General features: G+C 30.2%; 17 protein-coding genes and 1 other RNA gene. 11 read left to right on the plus strand and 7 right to left on the minus strand.

Annotated features, from left to right (window positions below):
* Positions 1-26 precede the first annotated feature (26 nt).
* From BUC03_RS03425 to BUC03_RS03435, 3 genes are all read left to right on the plus strand, one after another.
* On the plus strand, positions 27-395 hold the full coding sequence (locus BUC03_RS03425; protein WP_073148273.1) for a hypothetical protein: 369 nt from the start codon (positions 27-29) through the stop codon (positions 393-395).
* Between the two features lie 88 nt (positions 396-483).
* A complete protein-coding gene (locus BUC03_RS03430) occupies positions 484-1,098 on the plus strand; it encodes a M15 family metallopeptidase (RefSeq protein ID WP_073148275.1) in 615 nt (204 codons plus the stop codon).
* A gap of 87 nt (positions 1,099-1,185) precedes the next feature.
* Entirely contained in the window at positions 1,186-1,344 is a 159-nt protein-coding gene (locus tag BUC03_RS03435; protein ID WP_073148277.1) for a YqaE/Pmp3 family membrane protein, read from the plus strand.
* On the opposite strand, the gene galE is transcribed toward BUC03_RS03435, so the two are convergent.
* Positions 1,345-2,355: a UDP-glucose 4-epimerase GalE gene (gene galE / locus BUC03_RS03440; RefSeq protein ID WP_073148279.1), complete on the minus strand. Its 1,011-nt coding sequence runs from the start codon at positions 2,353-2,355 to the stop codon at positions 1,345-1,347.
* Positions 2,356-2,601: 246 nt separating this feature from the next.
* On the opposite strand from galE, the gene BUC03_RS03445 reads away from it, so the two are divergent.
* Positions 2,602-2,889, plus strand: a complete 288-nt coding sequence (locus BUC03_RS03445) for a DUF3817 domain-containing protein (protein ID WP_073148281.1) — start codon at positions 2,602-2,604, stop codon at positions 2,887-2,889.
* A 10-nt stretch (positions 2,890-2,899) separates the two neighbouring features.
* Here BUC03_RS03445 and BUC03_RS03450 read toward each other — a convergent pair whose 3' ends face one another.
* From BUC03_RS03450 to BUC03_RS03460, 3 genes are all read right to left on the minus strand, one after another.
* A complete protein-coding gene (locus tag BUC03_RS03450) occupies positions 2,900-3,292 on the minus strand; it encodes an acyl-CoA thioesterase (RefSeq protein ID WP_073148283.1) in 393 nt (130 codons plus the stop codon).
* A gap of 87 nt (positions 3,293-3,379) precedes the next feature.
* Positions 3,380-4,249, minus strand: coding sequence for a DUF72 domain-containing protein (locus BUC03_RS03455; protein ID WP_073148285.1), 870 nt, complete (start codon positions 4,247-4,249; stop codon positions 3,380-3,382).
* Between the two features lie 23 nt (positions 4,250-4,272).
* Positions 4,273-6,330 carry an HD family phosphohydrolase gene (locus BUC03_RS03460; protein ID WP_073148287.1) on the minus strand — a complete coding sequence of 686 codons (2,058 nt, stop codon included), beginning with the start codon at positions 6,328-6,330 and terminating at the stop codon, positions 4,273-4,275.
* A gap of 116 nt (positions 6,331-6,446) precedes the next feature.
* On the opposite strand from BUC03_RS03460, the gene BUC03_RS03465 reads away from it, so the two are divergent.
* On the plus strand, positions 6,447-7,625 hold the full coding sequence (locus tag BUC03_RS03465; RefSeq protein ID WP_073148289.1) for an acetyl-CoA C-acyltransferase: 1,179 nt from the start codon (positions 6,447-6,449) through the stop codon (positions 7,623-7,625).
* A gap of 24 nt (positions 7,626-7,649) precedes the next feature.
* Positions 7,650-8,402, plus strand: a complete 753-nt coding sequence (locus tag BUC03_RS03470; RefSeq protein WP_073148291.1) for a C40 family peptidase — start codon at positions 7,650-7,652, stop codon at positions 8,400-8,402.
* Between the two features lie 107 nt (positions 8,403-8,509).
* Here the strand turns inward: BUC03_RS03470 and kdsB are convergent, their stop codons facing one another.
* Together kdsB and BUC03_RS03480 are read right to left on the minus strand one after the other, a co-directional pair.
* Entirely contained in the window at positions 8,510-9,235 is a 726-nt protein-coding gene (gene kdsB / locus BUC03_RS03475; protein ID WP_073148293.1) for a 3-deoxy-manno-octulosonate cytidylyltransferase, read from the minus strand.
* A gap of 77 nt (positions 9,236-9,312) precedes the next feature.
* Positions 9,313-10,743: an ATP-dependent DNA helicase gene (locus tag BUC03_RS03480; RefSeq protein ID WP_073148295.1), complete on the minus strand. Its 1,431-nt coding sequence runs from the start codon at positions 10,741-10,743 to the stop codon at positions 9,313-9,315.
* 122 nt (positions 10,744-10,865) lie between these two features.
* Between BUC03_RS03480 and BUC03_RS03485 the strand changes: the two genes are divergently transcribed.
* Genes BUC03_RS03485 through BUC03_RS03500 form a run of 4 tightly spaced genes read left to right on the plus strand, consistent with a single transcriptional unit; the run spans position 10,866 to position 13,265 of the window.
* Complete coding sequence (locus BUC03_RS03485) at positions 10,866-11,513, plus strand: hypothetical protein (protein ID WP_073148297.1); 648 nt, start codon at positions 10,866-10,868, stop codon at positions 11,511-11,513.
* Positions 11,497-12,336: a DUF3822 family protein gene (locus BUC03_RS03490; RefSeq protein ID WP_073148299.1), complete on the plus strand. Its 840-nt coding sequence runs from the start codon at positions 11,497-11,499 to the stop codon at positions 12,334-12,336. The genes BUC03_RS03485 and BUC03_RS03490 overlap by 17 nt, the downstream gene beginning before the upstream one ends.
* Entirely contained in the window at positions 12,333-12,869 is a 537-nt protein-coding gene (rsmD, locus tag BUC03_RS03495; RefSeq protein ID WP_073148301.1) for a 16S rRNA (guanine(966)-N(2))-methyltransferase RsmD, read from the plus strand. Before BUC03_RS03490 ends, rsmD begins: the two co-directional genes overlap by 4 nt.
* Before the next feature lie 12 nt (positions 12,870-12,881).
* Positions 12,882-13,265, plus strand: a complete 384-nt coding sequence (locus BUC03_RS03500; RefSeq protein WP_073148303.1) for a hypothetical protein — start codon at positions 12,882-12,884, stop codon at positions 13,263-13,265.
* On the opposite strand, the gene rnpB is transcribed toward BUC03_RS03500, so the two are convergent.
* Positions 13,258-13,566: RNase P RNA component class A (gene rnpB / locus BUC03_RS03505), an RNA gene on the minus strand. The genes BUC03_RS03500 and rnpB overlap by 8 nt on opposite strands.
* Before the next feature lie 118 nt (positions 13,567-13,684).
* On the opposite strand from rnpB, the gene BUC03_RS03510 reads away from it, so the two are divergent.
* Positions 13,685-15,433: a DNA polymerase III subunit gamma/tau gene (locus BUC03_RS03510; RefSeq protein ID WP_073148305.1), complete on the plus strand. Its 1,749-nt coding sequence runs from the start codon at positions 13,685-13,687 to the stop codon at positions 15,431-15,433.
* The last annotated feature ends 3 nt before the right edge of the window (positions 15,434-15,436 follow it).

Below are 15,436 nucleotides of genomic sequence, written 5' to 3' on the forward strand. Positions count from 1 at the left end.
CCGTTAACCTTTAAAAGCAATCTATTTTGAATAATCCTAAAGCTCAAAAAATAATTAAGAAAATATTGGATGATTTAGACCACGCAGGTATTATCACCAATACATTAGTTGAAGACTTAAAACAACTTCGTCCCTATGCTGTTGAAGAGAAGCTTCCTGTAGTAGCAAAAGCAATACGCTTAACTTGTGAGCATTTAGAAGAAACTTTCACATTTGATATTCCTATTCCGGAAGATGAACCTATTGAAGGAGAAGAAGCAGAATTTCAAAATCAAGAATTTAATGCTGATGAGAGTTTAATGTATTTAATTAATCTTATCAAAAGATCTGATAATCCAGTAAATATTGAAGAGATTAGAATATACAATGAAGCTCTTCAAAATTACGAAGACTAATATTATTTATATTTTATACAAAAGCCTTCTTCTACAGAGGGCTTTTTTTATGTATCTTCTATAAATTTGTACAGAAAAATATTTTCTAGTGAAAAATATATTTACGCTATTATATTTATTGTCTTTTTGTGCATTTAGCCAATCTAAAGACTCTCTAAACCAATTTGTAGATTTAGAGAAGTATGATGTTAACTTTATTTACGATATTAGATACGCTACTTCTAATAATTTTTTAAAAGAGCCTATATATAATTGTGCCACATGCTTACTACTACCAGAAGTGGCTCAAGCGCTAACTAGAGCAAACTATTATTTTTGTGACCTAGGTTATCAAATAAAAATTTTTGATTGTTACAGGCCTTTGAGTGCTCAAAAAAAGATGTGGAAAATATATCCTAATCCAAGATATGTTGCTAATCCCTACACTAATAAATCTGTACATAATAGAGCTGCCGCTGTAGATTTAACTTTGGTAGATGCAGACGGAAATCAATTAGATATGGGTACTACTTATGATTATTTTGGAGAAAAAGCTCATCAAGATTTTAAAAATTTACCTGCAGAAGTATTACAAAACAGAAAATTACTAAGAGAAGGTTTAGAAAAATTTGGTTTTCATATTATTAGAACCGAATGGTGGCATTACGATTTTGGAAAAGCCTATGCCTACCCTATTTTTAATGTAGATTTTCCCTGCCATTAACACTTTTGTTAAATAGCTGTTATACTTATCTTTAATTGTATTTAAAAAGAAAAGACATTGCGTAGTTTTATAAAAAAACCAACAACAATGTCTATACTTACAATTATTTTGAACATTATTTTACCACCTTTAGGAGTATTTATGAATAAAGGATTAGGTAAAGATTTTATTATTAATTTAATACTAACATTAATTTTTTGGCTACCAGGAGTAATACATGCCTTTTTAGTAACTAGTAAAAGGTAATTACTGTTTTTGTTGCCATTTCCAAGCACTTGCCAAAGCATCTTCCATGGTAAATCTAGCTTTCCAGCCAAGATCTGAATTTGCTTTGGTAGTATTGGCATAAGCGGCAACTACATCTCCTTCTCTTCTATCTACTATTTTATATGGTAATTTTTTATTAGATACCTTTTCAAATGCGTGAATAACTTCTAAAACAGAGTTGCCTTGGCCAGTACCTAGATTAAATACCTCATAATTTGTTTTATGTTGGTTATTTATTAATCTTTTTAAAGCCACTACGTGTGCTTCGGCTAAATCCATCACGTGTATGTAGTCTCTTATACAAGTACCGTCATTAGTATCATAGTCATCGCCAAAAACAGATAATTCTTTTCTTATACCTGCACCAGTTTGTGTAATGTATGGAATTAAGTTTTGAGGTGTTCCTATTGGTAATTCTCCTATCTCTGCTGTTGGGTGCGCACCTATGGGATTAAAATACCTTAGAGCTATTGCTTTAAAATTAGGTGCTGTTTTAGCAAAATCTTTAATTATTTCTTCTCCTATTTGTTTGGTGTTTCCGTAAGGAGATTCTGCTAATTTTACGGGAGCAGCTTCTGTTATTGGTAGTTCGTCAGCTTGACCATAAACGGTACAAGAAGAACTAAATATGAAATTAGAAAGTTCTTTTCTTCTCAACTCTTGCAGCACATTAACTAGCGTATTAATATTATTTTCATAATACAATAATGGTTTTTCTACGCTTTCACCTACTGCTTTAGATGCTGCAAAATGGATAATACCTGCTATATCTTGATTTTCTTCAAAAAAATCACTTACTGCAATTTTATCTCTTAAATCTATTTTATAAAACTCTGGAGATTTATTGGTTATTCTAGTAATTCCTTCTAAAACAGATAAACTTGAGTTAGATAAATTATCTATAATCACTACTTCTAAACCTTCGTTTAACAAAGCAACTACTGTATGAGAACCTATAAAACCTAGCCCTCCAGTTACTAATATTTTCATTTTCAGTATTTTAAAATTATTTAACTTATCTCTATAATTAAGATAAATTTTACACGAATATGTATTTACAAAACCGTATAATATAAGCCCCTAATTTAAAAATTAGAAATTAAAACAAGTATATATTTTTTAATTAGATTTTTAAATAAATGTAAATAATTTTAAAAGCTTAATTAACTATGAATTTTTATGAAAATTTAGAAGTTTTATATTCTTTAAGCCTTATTTTTGCAAAAAAATAAAAGTATGGACTTTCAAATTAAAGCATTTAAAATAATAAGCACTCTAGAAGCTATTTCTTTTTTACTGTTACTGTTTATAGCAATGCCACTTAAATATATTTGGGATTTACCACAATTTGTAAGTGTTTTAGGGATGGCACACGGTATACTATTTGTACTTTACCTAATTGGTGCTTATTTTATGTATGAAAAACTAAACTGGTCTTTAAAAACATTTGCCATTGTTGCATTTTGCTCTGTTTTACCATTTGGACCATTTTATGCAGATAAAAAATACTTACCTGCTTCTTAGTGAAATGTAATTACATTTCACTAAGTCTATCTTTAACAAACTCTACTTTGGTTTTACCGTGAGGTACAGATTTTCCGTTCTCATCTAAACTTACCATAACAATTCTGTCTACCTTAATAATAGGTTTTCTTGTCATTTTATTTCTTACTTCACATTTTAAGGTAAGTGAAGCTCTACCAAATTTTAAAACTTCAATACCTATTTCTATTATATCACCTTGTTTGGCAGAACTCTGAAAATCTATTTCACTCATATATTTAGTAACCGTTTTAGGGTTCTCTAACTGAATAATTGAGTATAAAGCTGCTTCTTCATCTATCCACTCTAACAATCTACCTCCAAATAAAGTTCCGTTTGGGTTTAAATCTTCTGGTTTAATCCATTTTCTTGTATGAAATCTCATAATAATTTTTATTGCAAGTTAAACGTTTATTAGCTCTAATAATATAGATTTAAATTAAGAAAATCTATACAGCTATTGGTTATTTCTTTATAATGTCTGCGGAATTTTAATAGATAAGTTAAAACGCTCGTTTAGTTTATTTATAAAATATGCAGATAATAATGGAGAAGCTTCTTCTAGATTTTGATGAACAAAAAAATACACGTTTTTAAGTCCTAAATTATACCACTCTTCTAGCCTATCTACCCAATCATCTAGCCTTGTGTAATCTGAAGGGTGATTTGCGCCGTTATATCTAATAAATGCAGTATCTGACGTTAATCTCATATGTAGTAAATCTCTTCTACCTGCACTGTCTGTAATAACGTTAGTGATGTGATGTTCTTTTAAAATAGCATTAAACCGGTCACTTATTTCTGAATCAAGATGCCAATCTTGGTGTCTTACTTCAAAAGCTAACGGAATTTCATTAGGCCATTTTTCAAAAAATGGAGGTAATCTATCTATCCATTTAGGATGAAAATTTTCTGGCATTTGTAAAAAAACCATTCCTAATTTTTCTCCTAAACCTAATAAATTTGCTGTATAATCTGTCACCAAATCATCTGCATCTACCAAACGTTTAATATGACTAATAAGTCTAGGTACTTTCGGGAAAAATTTAAAATCTTCAACTGTTTTATCTCTCCACGTTTGGAACTGCTCTATTGTCCACATTCTATAAAAAGTAGCATTGAGCTCTATGCTATTAAATTGCTGAGAATAATATGTTAATTCTTCTTTTGTACCCCGTGGATAAAAGTTTTTAAGGTCTTTTCTATTCCACTTAGCACAACCTACACTTACGTTATTAAACGTTTTAGACTCGTAGGTTTGTAGTATTTTTTTAGTTTGAATGTGATCTTTTGGTAATAAAAAATCAATACTACCTGGATCTTCCACTTTTCCAAATTTCATCTATCTTGATTTTAATTGAATGATTATTCTGGATATTCAATTCTAAGATGATAAATGTTTTTTAACTTTCGTTTTAAAACTTTCTTAATTATCTGAATTTCTTTGAAAGTAATATCTGCATTTAAAAATTGCCCCTCATCCATTTGCTTATCTATAATTTTCTCTACAAAATTATCTATTAAATTAGCAGTTGGTTCTTTTAAACTTTTACTTGCCGCTTCTACACTATCACTCATCATTAAAATAGCCGTTTCTTTACTAAATGGCTCTGGCCCAGGGTAAGTAAAGTCTTTTATATTTACATCTTGGTTAGTATCTTTTAAACGGGCTTGTTCTTTTTTATAAAAATAATAAACTACGCTGGTACCGTGATGTGTTCTAATAAAATCTATTAATCTATCTGGTAAATTATGTTTTTTTGCTATTTCTATACCGTGGATTACGTGATTTATTATTATTTGTGCACTTTCTTTAGGCTCTAACTCGTCATGCGGATTTACAGAAGTTGTTTGGTTTTCTGTAAAAAAAGTAGGGTTAGACATTTTACCTACGTCATGATATAAAGCTCCAACCCTTACCAGCATAGAGTTTGCTCCAATTTCATTAGCGGCAGCTTCAGCTAGATTAGCTACATTTAAACTATGGTGAAAAGTACCCGGTGCTTTATTAGATAATTCTTTTAAAAGCTTAGAATTGGTGTCTGATAATTCTAATAAAGACATATCTGATACTAACCCAAATAACTTCTCGTAAGCATAAATTAAGGGTTGTACAAAAAGTGTGGCAAAACCTGCTATTAAAAATATTAATAGAGTTTCATAGTTTATTTCTTGTAAATCACCTTCTTGTATAATAGTAAATGCAAAATAAGCAAATAAGTAAACTCCCGTAATTTGCCCTACGCTTATAAATAAATTAGCTCTCTTATATAACTCTGATACGGTTAAAATAGTAACAATACCTCCTATTATTTGCAAGAACATATACTCATAACTATTAGGTACAATAAAGCCTAATATAAGTACTAAAATTACGTGCGTGAATAAACCAAGCCGAGCATCGAAAAAAGCTTTTAAAGTTAATGGTAAAATACAAAGTGGTACTACATACACATATTTTACATTAAACTTCATTACCCCCACTGTTAGTAATACACAAAAAAGAATATTGAAAAATATAAATGTTACTTTGGTATTATTATCAAAAATTTCTGGTCTATATTTTTTTATAAAAAGAGTAAGCATTAATAGAGATAAAGACACTAAAAGAACATAGCCAAATACAACTACATAATAACTAGAGGTACTCCATACTTTAGATTCGTATTCACTTTTTAAAGAATTTAAAATCCCCAATCTATTACCATCTATCACCTCTCCTCTAGCAATAATTCTAGAGCCTTGGTTTACTATACCTCGTGTATATGAAATAGCATTAAGTTTAGATTGTAAATCTTGTTGAGTTAACTCTTCATTTAAACTAACATTAGGTTGTACGATATCAAAAAAAAGTTCTGTTAACTCATTTTCATATTTTTGTAAACCCGCTATGTCTATTTTTTTGTTAATGTAAGAGCGTAGACCTTCTTGCTTAATAATACTACCATATACAATTTCTTCAGCTTCATTACCTTTCATTAGATAAACAATTCTGCTATCTTCAAAAGGTTCTATTTCTTGCAATAAACCATCTGTATATAAATCATCTAAAGTTTTTCTTGTAAATTTTACAAGTCTTACTCCATCTCTATTAATTATGCTATCAGAAAATACGGCATCTATTTCGGCATCTAAAGAGTTTACAACTTGTTTAGGTATATTTTCGTTATATTCATAATAAGGGGTGTGTTTGCTTCTTATATCTTCTTTTTCTGCTTCAATTTCTTGATTAGATTTTAAGATAGCAAAATCAAAAGGAGCGTATAAATTTTCATACTGCCAAGGCTGACCTTTAGAATATTCATACTTAAATTTACTTCCTTTAGGAAATAAATAAACAATAATGGCTGTAGTCAATATATAAAGAAAAACCTTATAAATTAAAGCCTGATTCTTATAAACACTATTAACAAATTTACTCATACAATTTTATTCAATATCAAATGTAGTGAAAAGTTAAAAGGTAACAGGTAAAGCAGTAGTTAGTTCTTTTTAAAATTATTAAATTCGTAAAAAATAAAACTAAAAATTATTAAATAATGAATAAAAAGGTTGTAATTGTAAGTGCTGCTAGAACTCCTATAGGTAGTTTTTTAGGAAGTTTATCTTCTGTAACAGCTCCAAAACTAGGTTCTATCGCTATAAAAGGTGCATTAGAGAAAATAAATTTAAAACCAGAGTTAGTACAAGAAGTATTAATGGGTAATGTTGTACAAGCTGGTGTTGGGCAAGCTCCGGCTAGACAAGCTGCTCTTGGTGCAGGTATACCTGATAGCGTACCTTGCACTACAGTAAATAAAGTATGTTCTTCTGGATTAAAAGCTGTTATTCAAGCTGCTCAAGCAATTGCTTTGGGAGATGCAGACATTATTGTTGCTGGCGGTATGGAGAATATGAGTTTAATACCTCATTATGTTCACCTAAGAAACGGTCACAAATTTGGACCTAAAGCTATGGAAGATGGCATGCAAAAAGATGGCTTGGTAGATGCTTACGACCATAATGCTATGGGTGTTTGTGCAGATTTATGTGCTACAGAACACAATTTTTCTAGAGAAGACCAAGATGCATTTGCTATAAAATCTTATGAGCGTTCTAAAAAAGCTTGGGAAGAAGGTAAATTTAACGATGAAGTTGTACCTGTAGAAGTACCACAAAGACGTGGAGAACCTGTTGTTGTAAGCGAAGATGAAGAGTTTAAAAATGTTAGAATGGATAAAATTGCTTCACTTAGACCTGCATTTAGTAAAGAAGGCACCGTAACTGCTGCTAATGCTTCTACCATTAATGATGGTGCTGGTGCTGTAGTATTAATGAGCAAAGAAAAAGCAGATGAGTTAGGTTTAACTCCATTAGCTACTATAAAAAGTTATGCTGAAGCTGCGCAAGAACCTAAATGGTTTACCACTGCTCCTTCTAAAGCTTTACCAAAAGCCATAGATAAAGCAGGAATTAAAATAGAAGATGTAGATTATTTTGAATTTAACGAAGCTTTTTCTGTAGTTGGGCTTGCAAATATGAAAATTTTAGGACTTTCTGATGAAAATGTAAACGTAAATGGTGGGGCTGTTTCTTTAGGGCATCCGCTTGGTTGCTCGGGAGTTAGAATACTAATTACCCTAATAAATGTACTTAAACAAAATGATGGAAAGTTAGGTGCGGCTGCAATTTGTAACGGAGGTGGTGGAGCTTCTGCAATGATAATTGAAAGAAATTGATATTTTTGCAGTAAAAAACAATTAATGCAATACGGAATTTGTCATCTAAATATTGTGCCGGTACGTTTAGAACCTACCGATACTAGTGAAATGGTTTCTCAACTTTTGTTTGGAGAAAATTTCAAAGTCTTAGAAAAAAGAAAAAAATGGAGCAAAATTCGTATTGCATTTGATTCTTATGAAGGGTGGATAGATAATAAACAATACTTACATCTAGATGAAGAAGAGTATGCTTTATTACAATCTTCTGCTGAAGAATTATCTATAGATTTGGTAGATTTTGCAGTAACACCAAATACCCAAGAGCTTACCCCTTTATCTATTGGAGCTAAATTAAATTTTATTAACAAATTAAATTTAGAGTTTGAAGGTAGAAAAATTGTTGGTGTGCAACCTAAAGACAATTTATTAAATACAGCCTATTTATATCTTAACACTCCGTATTTATGGGGTGGTAAAACTCCTTTTGGTATAGATTGTAGCGGTTTTACCCAAATGGTTTATCGCTTAAATGGCTACCATCTTTATAGAGATGCATCTCAACAAGCTAGACAAGGGGAACCATTAAGCTTTATAGAAGAAAGTGAACCTGGTGATTTAGCTTTTTTTGATAATGCTGAAGGTGAAATTATTCATGTAGGGATTATAATGAGAGATAACTACATTATTCACGCACATGGTAAAGTACGTATAGATAGAATTGATCATAGTGGTATTTTTAATGTAGATACCAACCAATACTCTCACAACCTTAGAGTTATAAAAAAAATAATTTAGATAAAATACCATACAAAAAGCTATCTAAAAACTTAATTTTCTTCTGCTTGAAGTAACTTTCAATCAAAGATTTTATCGTTTTTTAGATAGCTTTTTTAATAAACAATCTACTTTTTAAGATTATCTAGGGTTAATCTTGCTTTTTCTAAATCTTCAGGAGTATCTATCCCAATGGTTTTAAGTTTTGTTTCTACCATTTTTATATTTTTACCATATTCTAAATAGCGTAGCTGTTCTAACTTTTCTGCATTTTCTAGAGCTAACATTGGCAAACGGTAAAAATCTAACAAAGCATTTTTTCGAAAAGCATAAATACCTATATGTTTGTAATAAGTAATTTCTGCTTCTTTATTTCTTACGTAAGGTATTGGAGAGCGTGAAAAATAGAGAGCAAAATCATTTTTATCTGTAATTACTTTCACATGATTAGGGTTTTCTACCTCTTCTTCTGTCTCTAAAGATGTTTTTAAAGAAGCTAAATCTATTTGATGAGCATCTTCTCCTTCAAAGACAGCCAGTAAATCTTCTAAGCTCTCTTTTTCTATAAATGGTTCGTCACCTTGCACATTCACTACAATATCTACGTCCATATCTTCTACAGCTTCTGCTATTCTATCACTTCCGCATTCGTGTTCTTTTTTACTAATAATTGCCTTGCCACCGTGGTTGGTAATTTCATTAAAAATAATTTCATCATCTGTAACTACATAAACTTCTTGAAAAAGTTTTGTAGAAACTGCAGCTTGATAAGTACGAGTAATTACTGTGGTACCGTTTAAATCTTTCATTAATTTTCCAGGAAACCTTGTTGCAGCATATCGTGCTGGTATCATTGCAATGACTTTCAATTTATTATTATTCAAGTAGTTATTTTTTATGTTATTAATCTTCTTCTATTTACTTAAAGTCTTTAAAGATCTGTTTTAAAAAATTCATCTTTAAATCCTATTAAATATAATTTTTTCTTTGCACGAGTACAAGCGGTATATAACCAACGTAAATAATCTTCTTTGATACCATCTTTTAAATAAGGTTGCTCTACAAAAACATTATCCCATTGTCCACCTTGGGATTTATGGCATGTCATAGCATAACTAAACTTCACTTGTAAAGCATTAAAATATTTATTGCTCTTTACTTTCTGAAACTTTTTATACTTAGATGTCTCATTTGCATAATCTTTTTGCACTTCTTGGTAAAGCTCATTAGATTGCTCATAACTTAAAGATGGTGCATTAACGGTTAGGGTATCTAAAATAATAACTGTTTCAAAAGCTTGCATTTTAGGGTAATCTACCATTTGTACTTTTACTTCTGCAAACCTAAAACCATATAAATCTATAATTTCAAATATTTCTAAAATCTCTATAATATCACCATTCGCTATAAATCCTGCTTCAGAAGTAGGTTTTACCCAGAAATAGTTATTTTTTACCACCATTAAAAAATCGCCACTAGCAATTTCATTTTCCTGAAAAAGTATTCTATTTCTTATCTGTTCATTATAAATATTTGCTCTTTTGTTAGATCTTACTACAATAGCAGTCTCTTCATAACCGCCATGATCGTAAGAATCGTTAATGGCATCCATAATTTCATACCCATCTACTAGTCGTATAAAATCATCTCCTATTCCTAATTGAAATTTAAAATCGTCGTAAAAATGATTTTTGATAGCTTCTCTTATTAGAGTTGCATTATATAAAATACCGCTTTCTTGCTCTTGCCTTACTACTTCATTAAGCTCTAAATGGTCTACATCTTTTTGATAACCTAAACTTAACTTATCTTGATCTAGTGCTGGGCTTAGGGTTAATTTAACTGGTGGTAATTGTGCGGTATCTCCAATAAAAATGAGTTTACAATTTTTTCCAGAGTACACATAATCTATTAAATCTTCTAATAAAGAACCACTATCAAAAAGAGAACCGTCACCACTATAATCTGATATCATAGAAGCTTCATCTACAATAAATACAGTGTTTTTATGTTTATTTTTTTGTAACACAAATTGCACTTTACTACCACCTGTTTTTTTAGGATGATAAATTTTTCTATGTATAGTTTGTGCCTGATAACCAGAGTAATTACTCATTACTTTTGCTGCTCTACCTGTTGGCGCAGCAAGCACAGAAGACATAAGTACCCTCCGTAAATTTTTAACAATAGTACCAATTATAGAAGTTTTACCAGTTCCGGCATAACCTTTGAGGATAAATAATTGATCGCTTTTATCAGATAAGATAAAACTTGACAATTTTTGTAATGCTACATCTTGTTGTGTAGTTACCGTGAAAGGAAAATCGTTCTTTAATAATTTATAAAATTCTGTGGAGGTCATTTAAATGCTTAGGTTACTAAAAAACCAAAGATAAACAGTGATTTTTGACTTGGAAACTTTTGCGAATAAAAAAAAATTGTAAGTTTGCGTATATCATATAAAACAAATTAAATTCATTAAATATGAAAATTGTCATTCAATTACTATTATGGGTCGTTATTGGATTTTTAGGCTACCTTACTTTTAATGCTGTATATGAGCCAATTAAATTTAACAAAGTTAGAGATGCTAGGTATCCTAAAGTAATTGAGAAATTAAAAGATATTCGCCAGGCAGAATTAGCACACAAACAAGTTACTGGTAGATTTAGCGGCGACTGGGATAGCTTAGTTCAATTTATTGATACTGCTAAATTTGTAGTTACTCAACGTAGAGATACTACTGTTTTTGATCAAGAGTATTATGATACTTATAAAGTAGACCAATACAAGTCTGAAACTATTATTGATACTTTAGGGTATACTTCTGTTAGAGATTCTATCTACAAAGGTACAGATCGTTATAAAACAATGATGGAAGTTCCTTTCACAGATGGTAAGAAATTTGAATTAGATGCCGGAAAAATCTATAAAAACGATAGTTATATTCCTGTTTTTGAAGCTAAAATTGATAAAGCAGATATATTAGCAGATCAAGATGAGCATTTAATTAAACAAGAAAAGCAAATGCTTTCTGTAGATAACGTTAGAGGTGAATATATTCAAGTAGGTTCTATGTCTGAAGTAAACACAAATGGTAACTGGCCAAAAGTTTATGGATCTAACGATTAATAACGAGAAACAATATTACAAACTGTCCATCTTGATTACTCAAGATGGACTTTCTTTTTGTACCCAAAACACAGAAAACAATACCCTAGATATTTTTTTTAATAAGTCTTTTAATAATAATCTAGACCCAGAAAAAATATTAGTTGAGCTACAAAATGCTATCAAATTTAATATAGATAGTAGTATTTTAACTGCTATTAGTAAAGTTAAAGTGGTTTACGCTAATAATCTATATAATATTGTACCTCAAAAATATTTCTCTGAAAAAAAACTTACAGATTATTTAAAATTTAACACCAAAATTCTACATACAGATTTTATAGCATTTGATGAGCTAAATAATATTAAAGCAAATAGTGTTTATATACCCTATACTAATATAAATAACTACTTGTTTGATCAGTTTGGAGAATTTACCTATACCCACTCTTCTACTCTATTTGTAGATTTATGTTTAGTAAACTCTTCTAACAAACTAAATACAGAGGTAGTTTACTTAAATATTTATACATCTACATTTGATATTTGCATTATAAAAGATAATAAACTGCTTTTAGCAAATTCATTTGAATATTTTACCCCGCAAGACTTTATTTATTATGTTCTATTTTGTTTAGAGCAATTAAAATTAAATAATGAAGAGTTACAGATGTATTTATGCGGAAAAATAAATGAAACAGACAATCTGTATCACTACCTTTATACATATGTAAAAAATATTGAGTTTTTAGACACCTCATTTCTAGTACAGCAATTGAAAAACTTATCAGAAAAAAATATTAATCCTAAACAAAACTTACTATTATTAAGTAATTTAATATGAGAATTATATCAGGAAAATTTAAAGGTAAAAGATTAATAGCTCCCAAAACTCTACCTGTAAGACCAACTACAGATATGGCAAAAGAAGCTTTATTCAATATATTAAATTTTCAGATAGATTTTGATAATGTTAAACTATTAGACCTTTTTGCAGGTACAGGAAACATATCTTACGAGTTTATTTCTAGAGGAACTACAGATGTTACTGCCGTAGATCAAAATTATGGTTGTGTAAAGTTTATAAACAAAACAGCTAAAGAATTAGATGCAGAAATACAAACCGTAAAAAGCGATGTGTTTAAATATCTAGAAAAGGTAAAAAGTAAACATGACGTGATTTTTGCAGATCCACCCTACGGATTAGAACTTGCAGAATTTCAAAAAATACCTTATTTTGTATTCGAGAATGATTTATTAAATAAAGACGGTATTTTAATTATTGAGCACTCTAAGTACACAGATTTATCTGAAACCAACCATTTTACAGAAAGTAGAAAATACGGAAGTTCTGTTTTTTCATTTTTCAAAATTTAATATTATTTTAAAATGACTCCACCATTTAAAATAATAGAAGATAAAATTGGGAAGCTTCGACTTTATGAAAACTACATTATTACAGAAATAAATGAAGATGTAGTTTTTGATATTGAAGAACTCAATTGGTTAAAAATGAATATAGACACATATTACCCAAAAAGTATAGAAAACATAGGTTACATTTCTAACAGAATAAACAACTACAATATTGTACCTACTAATTACTACTTAAGTAATTTATATAATAAAGTAAAAACTATAGCTATGGTTTGTTATTCTGATACTAGCGTTCAAGCAGCTCTTTATGAAAAAAGTTTTCAAGAAAAACCTTTTCAAGTTTTTAGAAACTTAAACGATGCTATTGACTGGACATTAGTAAACTTAAAAAAATAGCAGGCCTATAAGCCGGATTCTGTATTCTAATAAATTAGAACCCTTATCATTTATCTCGAATTTTTGTTGCCAAAAATCTCTAGCTACCTACCCTCCGGCATTGATCGGGCAATCTTAAGCGCCGGTATACATGGTATTGCACCGCATAGAGTTTACCTGGTTTCACTACAGCATTACCTGTACATTCTTTCTGCTGCACTTGTCCTAACCTTTCGGCCGGTGGCTGTTAACCACTATGCTTCCCTTTGGTGTCCGGACTTTCCTCCAAGCTTTAAAGCGTGGCGATAAGGCGGCCTGCGTCTTGCAAATATAGTAGATTATATAAGCTGAAGAATTTTATCTTTAAAATTGTGAATAATTATTCAGAAAAAAATACAGAACTAAAAGCCATATGTGCTTAGGATTTCTATTTTTGTACTATGGAACATTTTGTTGTCTCTGCCAGAAAATACAGGCCTGAAACTTTTGAAGATGTAGTTGGTCAAAAAGCAATTACCAACACACTTCTTAATGCTATTGATAATAATCACTTAGCACAAGCTTTGCTGTTTACAGGCCCAAGAGGTGTAGGTAAAACTACGTGTGCCAGAATTTTAGCTAAAAAAATTAATCAACAAGCTACAGAAAATAAAGAAGAAGATTACGCTTTTAATATTTTTGAATTAGATGCCGCTTCTAACAACTCTGTAGATGATATTAGAAATTTAATAGACCAAGTAAGAATACCACCACAAGTAGGTAAATACAAGGTTTATATTATAGATGAGGTACATATGCTATCTTCTTCTGCCTTTAATGCGTTTTTAAAGACTTTAGAAGAACCACCAAAACATGCTATTTTTATTTTAGCCACTACAGAGAAGCATAAAATAATACCTACTATTCTTTCTAGATGTCAAATATTTGATTTTAAAAGAATTACAGTTACCGACGCTAAAGAATATTTAGCTGGTATTGCCTTAAAAGAAGGTGTGCAAGCAGAAGATGATGCATTACACATTATAGCCCAAAAAGCAGACGGAGCTATGAGAGATGCTTTATCTATTTATGATCGTGTAGTTAGTTTTAGTGGTAATAATCTTACTAGAGCTGCTGTAACAGAAAACTTAAATGTTCTAGATTATGAAACTTATTTTAAATCTACAGATTTAATTTTAGCTAATAATATACCAGACTTACTTGTACAATACAATGAGATTTTAGCTAAAGGTTTTGATGGTCACCATTATATTGCTGGTTTAGCATCTCACTTTAGAGACTTATTGGTTTGTAAAAATCAAGCTACAATTAGTTTATTAGAAGTAGGAGAACAAATAAAAGCACTTTACTTTAAACAATCTCAAGCAGCACCTCAAGAATTTTTAATGCAGGGTATTGAGCTAGCTAATGAGTGTGATTTAAAATATAAAACCAGTCGAAATCCGCGATTACTCGTAGAATTATGCTTAATGCAGCTTGCCTCTATCACTTTTGATGGAGAAAAAAAAAATTCTAAACGCTTTATAATTCCTGCAGAAAACTTTATTTCTACAGAAAAAGTTTCAGCAAAAAAAATAGATAATGCATCTAAAGAGGTAATTAAAACAGAAGAACACCCTACTCCTGCTACAAAACCTGAAGTAAAAGTACAATTACCTTCTTCGGTTTCTAAAGAAAAAACAGAAACTCCTACACCAAAAGAAGAGGTTAAAATAAATCTTAATAACAAAAAAAGGCCTTCTGGTTTATCTTTAAAAAGCATTGCTCATAAAAAGAAACACGAAGAAGAACAAAAAGAAAAAGAAGCTTTACCTACAGAAGAGTTAACAGAAAGTTATACAGAAGAGCAAGTACAAGAAGCTTGGGCAGAGTATGTATCAAAACTTACTAATCGTGGTAAAAAAATATTAGCTTCTATTGTAGATACAGATAAACCTACCTTAAAAGGTGATACCATACATATAGAATTACCTAATGAAACGATGTTGATTGAGTTAAAGAGAGCTCAAGGTAATTTAATGGGGTTTATTAAGAAAAAAATTCAGAATACATCTATAAAACTACACATAGATGTAAACGAAACGGCTACAAAAAAATATGCTTTCACTACTCGAGAAAAGTTTGAAAAGCTAAAAGAAAAGAACCCGTTGATAGATAAATTACGAACAACTTTTGATCTAGATATATAAATT

The organism is Mesonia phycicola, assembly GCF_900141885.1.
In the GTDB taxonomy this organism is placed as follows: domain Bacteria; phylum Bacteroidota; class Bacteroidia; order Flavobacteriales; family Flavobacteriaceae; genus Mesonia; species Mesonia phycicola.